Below are 8,002 nucleotides of genomic sequence, written 5' to 3'. Positions count from 1 at the left end.
GCCCGGCGTGTAACTGAAACAGCGGCGTCCTGCAAGAGGGCGCTTGCATTGAATTGATGCGTGCGCGCAGAAAGAACTCCCATGGCCGATACAGAAACCAGCCTCGTCGAGGATCGCCGCACCACGCTTCCCGAGGGCGGGGAAGGGATGGCGCGGCCGAAGGGCCGCAGCCTGAAGCCCCTGACGCTGCTCTTGCCGTATTTCAAGAAACATTGGGTGACGGTCGGCGTTGCGCTGGTTTTCCTCATCCTGGCGGCTGCCGCCAGCCTGTTCATTCCGATCCTGCTGGGGCAGGCGGCAGATGCCGGCCGGTCTGCCGATGGCAATGTCCAGACCCTGCTGAACCTGATCAATGAGGCCTTTTTCTGGGTGTTTCTTGCGGCAATCGCCTCGGGCCTGCTGGGCGCGGTGCGCTTCTATTTCGTGTCGCGCTTCGGCGAGCGGGTGGCGGCTGACCTGCGCCGTGACCTCTATGCCCATCTCCTGAAGCTCTCGCCTGCCTATCACTCGAAGATGCGCTCTGGCGAAGCCGTGTCGCGCCTGACGGCGGACATAACCCTGATCGAGACATTCCTTGGCACGTCTGCCTCGCTGGCCACCCGTACGCTGCTGACGACGACCGGCGCGCTGGTCATGATGATGGTGGTGAACTGGAAGCTGGGCCTGACGCTGCTGGCCATGCTGCCGATCGCGGTGCTGCCGGTGATGGGGATTGGCCGTATCATCAGGAAAATGTCGAACCGGGCGCAATCACGCCTGTCGGATGCCGGAGCGGAGGCCGCCGAAGCGCTGGACGCAATCGAACTGGTGCAGGCCTATGGCCGCGAAGGGGGGCGGCTGGCTTCGTTCACGACCGCCATCGAGGCGACATTCGATGCCGCGATGAAACGGATCGGCGCCCGCGCGATCATGATCGTGATGGTGTCAGTGTTGCTGTTTGGCGGTTTTGTGGGGGTGCTGTGGCTCGGCGCGCGCAGTGTGGCGACGGGCGAGATGACATTCGGCAACCTCGCCTCCATGGTCATGTACGCGCTGTATGCGGGGTCTGGCATCGGCATGCTGGCGGAAGTTTATGGCGAAGTGATGCGGGCAGCGGGCGCCGCTGACCGTGCCGCTGAAGTGCTGAACACCGCGATCGAGATCGAAGCGCCGGAACACCCGGTGGCGCTGCCCGCAAAGGTCACCGGCGCGCTGGCATTCGATCATGTGACGTTCCGCTATGGCCATGAGACGCTCTCGGCGCTGGAGGATTTTTCGCTGTCGGTGAAACCGGGCGAGTTTGTTGCGCTGGTCGGCCCGAGCGGGGCCGGCAAGACGACCGTGTTCCGGCTGGCATTGCGCCTGTTCGATCCGCAGAAAGGTGACGTGACGCTCGATGGCGTGCCGTCGGTCGCGGCAGACCCGGCTGACTGGCGCCGGCAGTTTGCCTATGCGCCGCAGGAATCGGCGCTGTTCACAGGGACGGCGGCGGAGAATATTGCCTTCGGCACCGACAATCCGGACGAAAAGCTGCTGGAACATGCTGCGCGGATGGCGGAGGCGATGGACTTCCTGTCAGACAAGGAGGGCCTTGCGACAGATCTTGGCCAGAAGGGACGCAGCCTGTCGGGCGGCCAGCGCCAGCGCGTGGCACTGGCCAGGGCGCTGGTCCGGGACGCGCCGGTCCTGTTGCTGGATGAGGCAACCTCAGCGCTCGATTCCGAGAGCGAAGCGGCCGTGCGCCGCGCGATTGCGAATGCTGCCGAGGGCCGCACGACGCTGGTCATCGCACACCGCCTGTCGACGGTGCGGCGGGCCGACCGGATCGTGGTCATGGAGCAGGGGCGGATCGTCGAGGAAGGCACGCACGACCAATTGGTCGCGCAGGGCGGCCTCTATGCGCGGCTTGCCGAACTGCAGTTTGCCAGCGAGACAGCCTAGGGCTTGCGCAGCTTCTTGACCTTGCCGTCGATGGTGAAGGCGAAGGCAAGCGACAGGATGAGCGGCACCCAGATTGGGAGTTCGCCAAGCCCGGGCGCGCCGACTGCCGCTGCGAGGTGATCGTCAACGCACCACCATAAAAGCAATAACCACATGATATTTCTCCGCTAACTCAAACACCTCACAGGGTTGAGATAGCGAAGGATGGCATGGATTGACAGGGGCAGGGCCCTATTCGGCGGCCTGAAGGATGACGGCGGGCTCGCGTTCGCCCGAGAAGGTCAGCACGCCATCTTCGATCGGCGCCTTGCGAAGGTTCTTCATATCCTCGCGATAGTTCATGTTGAGCTTCCAGGGCTTTTCCTTGTGCTGGCGGGGAAGCGTATCAATTGCGCGCGCGAAATAGCCAGATGAGAAGCCGACCACGAAGGGGTCTGTTTCGGCCGGGAAGTGGTCGAGATAGGGCATGACGCTGGTCGTGCCGGTTTCCTTCATATGGTTCAGCACGCGGCAGACATATTCCGACGTGAGATCGGCCTTCAGGGTCCACGACGCGTTCGTGTAGCCGAAGGTGAGCGCCATGTTCGGGACGTTGGACAGCATCACACCCTTGTAGTTCAGGAGCTCTCCGGCATGGATCGGCTGGCCGTCGATGCTGGCCTCGATGCCGTTCATGTATTGAAGGTTCAGGCCGGTGGCCGAGATAATGATATCGGCTTCTAGCGTCTCGCCGGATTTCAGGCGGATGCCGTCAGTGGTGAATGACTCGATATGGTCAGTGACGACGTCGGCCTTGCCGGATTTGAGGGCTTCGAACAGGTCGGAATCCGGAACGAGGCACAGGCGCTGTTCCCACGGCTTGTAGGTGGGGGTGAAGTGCTTCTCGACGTCATAGTCGGGGCCAAGTTCCTTGCGGACCATGCCGAGCAATTGCTCGCGAACCTTTTCGGGCTTCGTCTGGGTCTGGTTGTAGAAGAACTGACCCATCGTGACATTGCGCCAGCGAATGACGTTGTAGGCCCAGCTCTCGGGCAGAATCTTGCGCAGGAAGGTTGCGAACTTATCGACCGCCGGACGCGACACGACATAGGATGGCGAGCGCTGCAGCATGGTGACATGCGCGGCCTTGTCGGTCATCGCCGGGACCAGCGTGACGGCTGTTGCGCCTGAGCCGATGATGACGACTTTCTTGCCGGAATAGTCGAGATCTTTTGGCCAGAGTTGGGGGTGGATGATCTGGCCCTTGAAGTCTGCTTCGTTCGGGAAGTCAGGCCGGAACGGCTTGTCGTAGCTGTAATAGCCGCCGCACAGGAACAGGAAGCGGCACGTCGTGAGTTCGGTCGTGCCGCCATGATCCAGCGTGACGTTCCAGAGATGGTCGGCGCTGGACCAGTCTGCGGCGACGACCCTGGTATTGAACTGGATCTTGTCGGTAATGCCGTTCTCGTCGGCGGTTTCCCGGACATATTTGCGAATGTTGGGACCATCAGCGATGGCCTTCGCGTCGGTCCACGGTTTGAAATTGTAGCCCAGCGTATACATGTCGCTGTCCGAGCGGATGCCGGGATAGCGGAACAGGTCCCATGTGCCACCGATCGCATCACGCGCTTCGATGATCCGGAAGGTCCGGTCAGGGCATTCCCGGGTGAGGTGAACCGCTGCGCCAATGCCTGAAAGGCCGGCGCCGATGATGAGTACGTCTGTGTCTGTCTGGGTCATGCCTGGACGTTACAATGGCAATACGAATGCCACAATACTTGACGCAGGTGTCACTTATCCAATTTTGCCGGGTCTATTCGATCGCTGCGGCCTTGCCGAACGCGGCTGCGTGGCGGATCTGCTTCTGGACGAGCGGGAGGATGTCCTCGTTGCCGGCGACGATAGAACCTGTTTTCAGGATATCACCGCCGTCGATCTCTTCGACCATGCCGCCTGCTTCGCGGACGAGGACAACGCCTGCTGCGACGTCCCATGACTTGAGGTCACGTTCCCAGAAACCGTCGAAACGGCCGGCGGCGACCCAGGCGAGGTCGAGCGCGGCTGAACCATAGCGGCGGATGCCGGCGCAGACAGGCGTCATTGCGGCGATCTCGCGGGCAAAGCCGATGTGCCAGGCTTCCGCCTTGCCGACCCATGGCGTGCCGGTGGCGATGACGGAATCAGCCAGCTTGCGGCGGGTCGCAACGCGCAGCTTGCGCTGTTCGAGCCAGGCGCCGCGACCGGTTTCGGCCCAGAAGATTTCATTCTTGGCGACATCGAAGACGACGCCGGCGAACAGCTTCCCTTCGCGCTCAAGCGCGATGGAGACGCAATAGTGCGGCTGGCCGTGCAGGAAGTTGAGCGTACCGTCGAGCGGGTCGACGATGAAGCGGTTGGACTTGTCGGTGCCCTCGATGATGCCGCGCTCTTCCATGACGAAGCCATAGCCCGGGCGGGCCTTGGAGAGCTGGGAATAGATGATTTCCTCGGCGCGGTGATCGGCGTTCGAAACGAAATCGCCCGGGCCCTTCTTGGAGACCTGGAGGTTTTCGACTTCGCCGAAATCACGCGCCAGCGCCCGGCCTGCGGCACGGGCGGCGGTGATCATTACGGAACCGACGGGGGAGGGCTTAGACATGTTTGGTCCTGACTAGTCTGCGCGGCGCAGATAGGTGCTGTCGGCGGTCTGGACGACGATGCGCTCGCCGACGCCAACGAAGGGCGGGACGAGGACGCGGATATCGCCGGTGCACATGGCCGGCTTGAAGCTGTTGGCGGCTGTCTGGCCTTTGACGACCGGTTCGGTATCGAGGATTTCGAGTGTGACCTGGTCGGGCAGGGCGACGCCGATCGGGCGTTCGCCATAGAATTCGATCTGGACCATCATGGAGTCCTGAAGGAAAGCGCCCTGGTCACCGATGAAATCACGCTCGATCATGATCTGCTCGTAGGTCTCGGTGTCCATGAAGGTGAACGCGTTCTCGTCGGCAAAGAGGAACTGGAACTCTTTCTGCTCAAGACGCACGCGCTCGACCGACTCGTTGGCACGGAAGCGGGTGTTGGACTTCGATCCGTTGAACAGGTTGCGAAGCTCGACCTGGTTGAAAGCGCCACCCTTGCCGGGTTTGACGGCCATGGTCTTGATCGCGCGCCAGACGGTGCCTTCGTGCTCGATGACATTGCCGGGTTTGATTTCATTACCATTGATCTTGGGCATTGAAGTCGTCCTTGTTGGGGTTTGGCGCGGGTTAAGCCTTTGCCGCGCAAGGGTCAAGCGGCGGGGTGTTAACGCGGTTGCAGCTGATCCAGAAGGGCATTGAAGGCCATTACGGCTGCGGCGGCGCCCTCTGGATGGTTCCAGACACCGGAAGAGACGGCGAGGAAGTCGGCGCCAGCGGTGACCAGCGGCGCAGCGTTTTCGACCGTGATGCCGCCAATCGCGACACAGGGGAGTTCCATCGTCTCCTGCCAGAATTCGAGGAGCTCGAGCTCGGCGGGGACAGTGCCGGCCTTGGTGGTCGTCGGGTAGAAGGCGCCAAAGGCAACATAGTCGGCGCCCTGTTCGCCGGCAGCCATGGCGGCGTGGCGGCTGTTCTTCGCGGTGGCGCCGAGAATGATGTCGGTGCCGACGATCTCGCGGGCCTGTTTGATGGTCATGTCCTCGGGGCCGATATGGACGCCATCAGCGCCCAGCTCGACGGCGAGTTCGGGACTGTCATTGATGATGATGGCGGCGCCATAGGCCTGGGCCATGGCGGTAACGGCTTCGGCGACGGCCCGCGTTGCGGCGACATCGATCTTGCCGTCATCGCCCTTCAGGCGGATCTGCAGGCAGGCGACGTCCCCGGCCTCGAGCGCACCTTCGAGCACGGCGGCGAATTCGGGCACATCATCAACGCGCGGCGGGGTGATGAGATAGAGGCGGGTGCGTTCGCGCAGGGGGATTTTGTCAGCCATGGGCGGGCTCTCTAGCCGAAGCGGGCCGGGGAAGGAAGCAGGCGGTGGCGGTTACTTGAGGCCGACGCGCTTTGTGCTGGCGGGATTGCCGGCGAGCGCCTTGCCCTTGCGCATCGGGCGGGGCTCGAGATCACCGCCGCAATTCGGGCAGACGCCGTCCAGCGGACCATCGGCGCAATCGGCGCAGAAGGTGCACTCGAACGAGCAGATGAAGGCGCCGACTTCGTCAGGCGCGACATCGGCATCGCAGCGTTCACAATTGGGGCGCATCTCGAGCATGGGCGGTCTCCGGTTAAGTGAGCGCTGGGACTCACTTTGACTGACCTATTTGAATTCAGAAGCGGGTCCGCAGGCTTCCAACTCAAACCTCTCGCTCTTTGACGCGAGAAACACGTACAGAAGTACAAAGATGATTCCCAGTCCGACGAATGGCAATTCATTTCCATCATTGAGCCGAATTAGACCTAGAAGTAGCAGCAATATCAGAAAAAAGCCCGCGCGCATCCAGCGGCTCGTCGCGCGGAAGATAAGTTTTGTATCGCATGTTGGGCAAAGGATCGTGGTGCCGTTAGCTGGTCGCTTGGCGAGGGGAGGCAACTTCCAATCGCAATTTGGACATTTGGCAGGCATGCTCTCTTCCTTCACCAGTCACGATTCATGTTTACTTTTTCATCGGTTTGCCGGACTTGGCCGCGTCGATCAGCTTCTGTTCGTAGGCTTCCGGCGTCCAGTCGCGACCGAGGAAGTCATGAACGAGCTGTGCGGCCGGTTTTGATGAGCCGGGCGCGAGCACGCTATCGCGATACCGCGCGGCTGTGGCCGTGTCGCGCAGGCCATTCTTCTCGAATTCCGTGAACAGGTCGGTCGAGATCGCGAGCGACCATTGATACGTGTAGTAGATCGCCGAATAGCCATCGAGATGACCGAAGCTGACATAGCGATGGACATCCGGCAGCGCCTCGAACGGGCTGAGGGCCGATTGGCGCTCATTCCAGATTTCGTCGAAGTCCACTTCATCTGGTGGGCGGTTGTAATAATTGAGCGAAACGCCAGCATAGACCAGCTGGCGAAGCGTGGTGAGGCCTTTGCCGAAGTCGCGCGCGGCATTCATTTTTTCGACAAGCTCACGCGGGATGGTTTCTCCGTCTGCATTCACGGCGAACTTGGCGAGCGTATCATAGTCCCAAACCCAGTTTTGCAGCATCTGCGACGGGGCTTCGATGAAGTCCCATTCGAGATTGCCCATGCTGAGGCTGGCAAAGTCTGGCTGCCCGGAGAACATGGCATGAATGAGGTGGCCGAACTCGTGGAGGAAGGTCTCGACCTGGCGGTGTTCCATCAGGCCGGTCGTGTGATCGCCTGCCGGAAAGTTGCACATCAGCGCCCCGACCGGCACACCGTCGGATGTCGGGCCGAGGCGGATCGGGAAAGCGGCGGCGTGCTTGAACTTGCCGTCACGGGGATGCATGTCGAGGAAGAAGCGACCGATCAGTTCGCCATTCCGGTACATCTCGTGTGCGGTGACACTTTCGTCCCAGACAGGGGCATCGGCCCAGTCGCGGATTTCGACGCCGAACAGGTCCTGCACCAGCGCGAAGATCCCACTGCGGACATTGTCATAGGCGAAATACTGGCGGACTTCCTGGCTGTTGAGCGCATAGTCCGATTGCCGTATCTGCTCTGCGAGGTAGCTGCTGCTCCATTCCGGCACGCTGTCGGCGTCGGGCTGCGTTTCGACGAGCTTGGCGAGAAGGCGCTGGTATTCAATGCCGGCTGCATCCGTTGCAGCGGTCTCGACGCGTGACAGGAAAGCTTCGGCGACTTCCGGCGAGCCGGTCATCTTGTCTTCGGTGACATAGGCGGCCCAGTTCGGATAGCCGAGCAGGGTGGCCAGCTCGTAGCGCTTTTCCAGAAGCCTGCGCAGCGGCTCGATATTCTCCGGGTAGGCCCGGTCGCTGTCGACCTTGCGGAGTTCCTTGCGCAGCGCTTCGTTCGGCGAATAGCTGTAGATGGGCCCGGTATCGGGATAGTCGGTCGTGATCGTGATCTGACCGTTTTCGTCGGGCTGGTGCGCGTCGATATAGTCCTGAGGCATGCCCATCAGTGCATCGACGGATTCCAGCACGACCTTGCCCTGGATTTCGCG

At 61.6% G+C, this 8,002-nt stretch carries 8 protein-coding genes; 1 reads left to right on the top strand and 7 read right to left on the bottom strand.

Translation table 11 applies throughout. From position 1 onward, the window contains the following. The first annotated feature begins 81 nt into the window (after window positions 1–81). The gene (locus AADA04_RS15725; RefSeq protein WP_340694228.1) at window positions 82–1,920 is read left to right on the top strand and encodes an ABC transporter transmembrane domain-containing protein; all 1,839 of its coding nucleotides are present in this window, start codon (window positions 82–84) and stop codon (window positions 1,918–1,920) included. Here AADA04_RS15725 and AADA04_RS15720 read toward each other — a convergent pair. From AADA04_RS15720 to AADA04_RS15690, 7 genes are all read right to left on the bottom strand, one after another. Continuing rightward, a complete protein-coding gene (locus tag AADA04_RS15720; protein WP_340694227.1) occupies window positions 1,917–2,075 on the bottom strand; it encodes a hypothetical protein in 159 nt (52 codons plus the stop codon). The two genes, AADA04_RS15725 and AADA04_RS15720, sit on opposite strands and share 4 nt — an antisense overlap. A 76-nt stretch (window positions 2,076–2,151) precedes the next feature. Beyond that, window positions 2,152–3,639, bottom strand: a complete 1,488-nt coding sequence (locus AADA04_RS15715; RefSeq protein ID WP_340694226.1) for an NAD(P)/FAD-dependent oxidoreductase — start codon at window positions 3,637–3,639, stop codon at window positions 2,152–2,154. A 73-nt stretch (window positions 3,640–3,712) separates the two neighbouring features. Next, complete coding sequence (locus AADA04_RS15710) at window positions 3,713–4,537, bottom strand: inositol monophosphatase family protein (RefSeq protein ID WP_340694225.1); 825 nt, start codon at window positions 4,535–4,537, stop codon at window positions 3,713–3,715. Window positions 4,538–4,549: 12 nt separating this feature from the next. Then, the gene (gene efp / locus AADA04_RS15705; protein ID WP_340694224.1) at window positions 4,550–5,116 is read right to left on the bottom strand and encodes an elongation factor P; all 567 of its coding nucleotides are present in this window, start codon (window positions 5,114–5,116) and stop codon (window positions 4,550–4,552) included. Window positions 5,117–5,184: 68 nt separating this feature from the next. After that, complete coding sequence (gene thiE / locus AADA04_RS15700; RefSeq protein ID WP_340694223.1) at window positions 5,185–5,856, bottom strand: thiamine phosphate synthase; 672 nt, start codon at window positions 5,854–5,856, stop codon at window positions 5,185–5,187. Window positions 5,857–5,907: 51 nt separating this feature from the next. Further along, window positions 5,908–6,135 (bottom strand): DUF1272 domain-containing protein, encoded by a 228-nt coding sequence (locus AADA04_RS15695; RefSeq protein ID WP_340694222.1) that lies wholly within the window; start codon window positions 6,133–6,135, stop codon window positions 5,908–5,910. A 382-nt stretch (window positions 6,136–6,517) separates the two neighbouring features. After that, window positions 6,518–8,002: M3 family metallopeptidase (locus AADA04_RS15690; protein ID WP_340694221.1), on the bottom strand; the 1,485-nt coding region annotated here is incomplete at its 5' end.

The organism is Hyphomonas sp., assembly GCF_037969335.1.
Lineage (GTDB): Bacteria > Pseudomonadota > Alphaproteobacteria > Caulobacterales > Hyphomonadaceae > Hyphomonas.
This window is presented reverse-complemented; position numbering and strand designations above follow the sequence as displayed.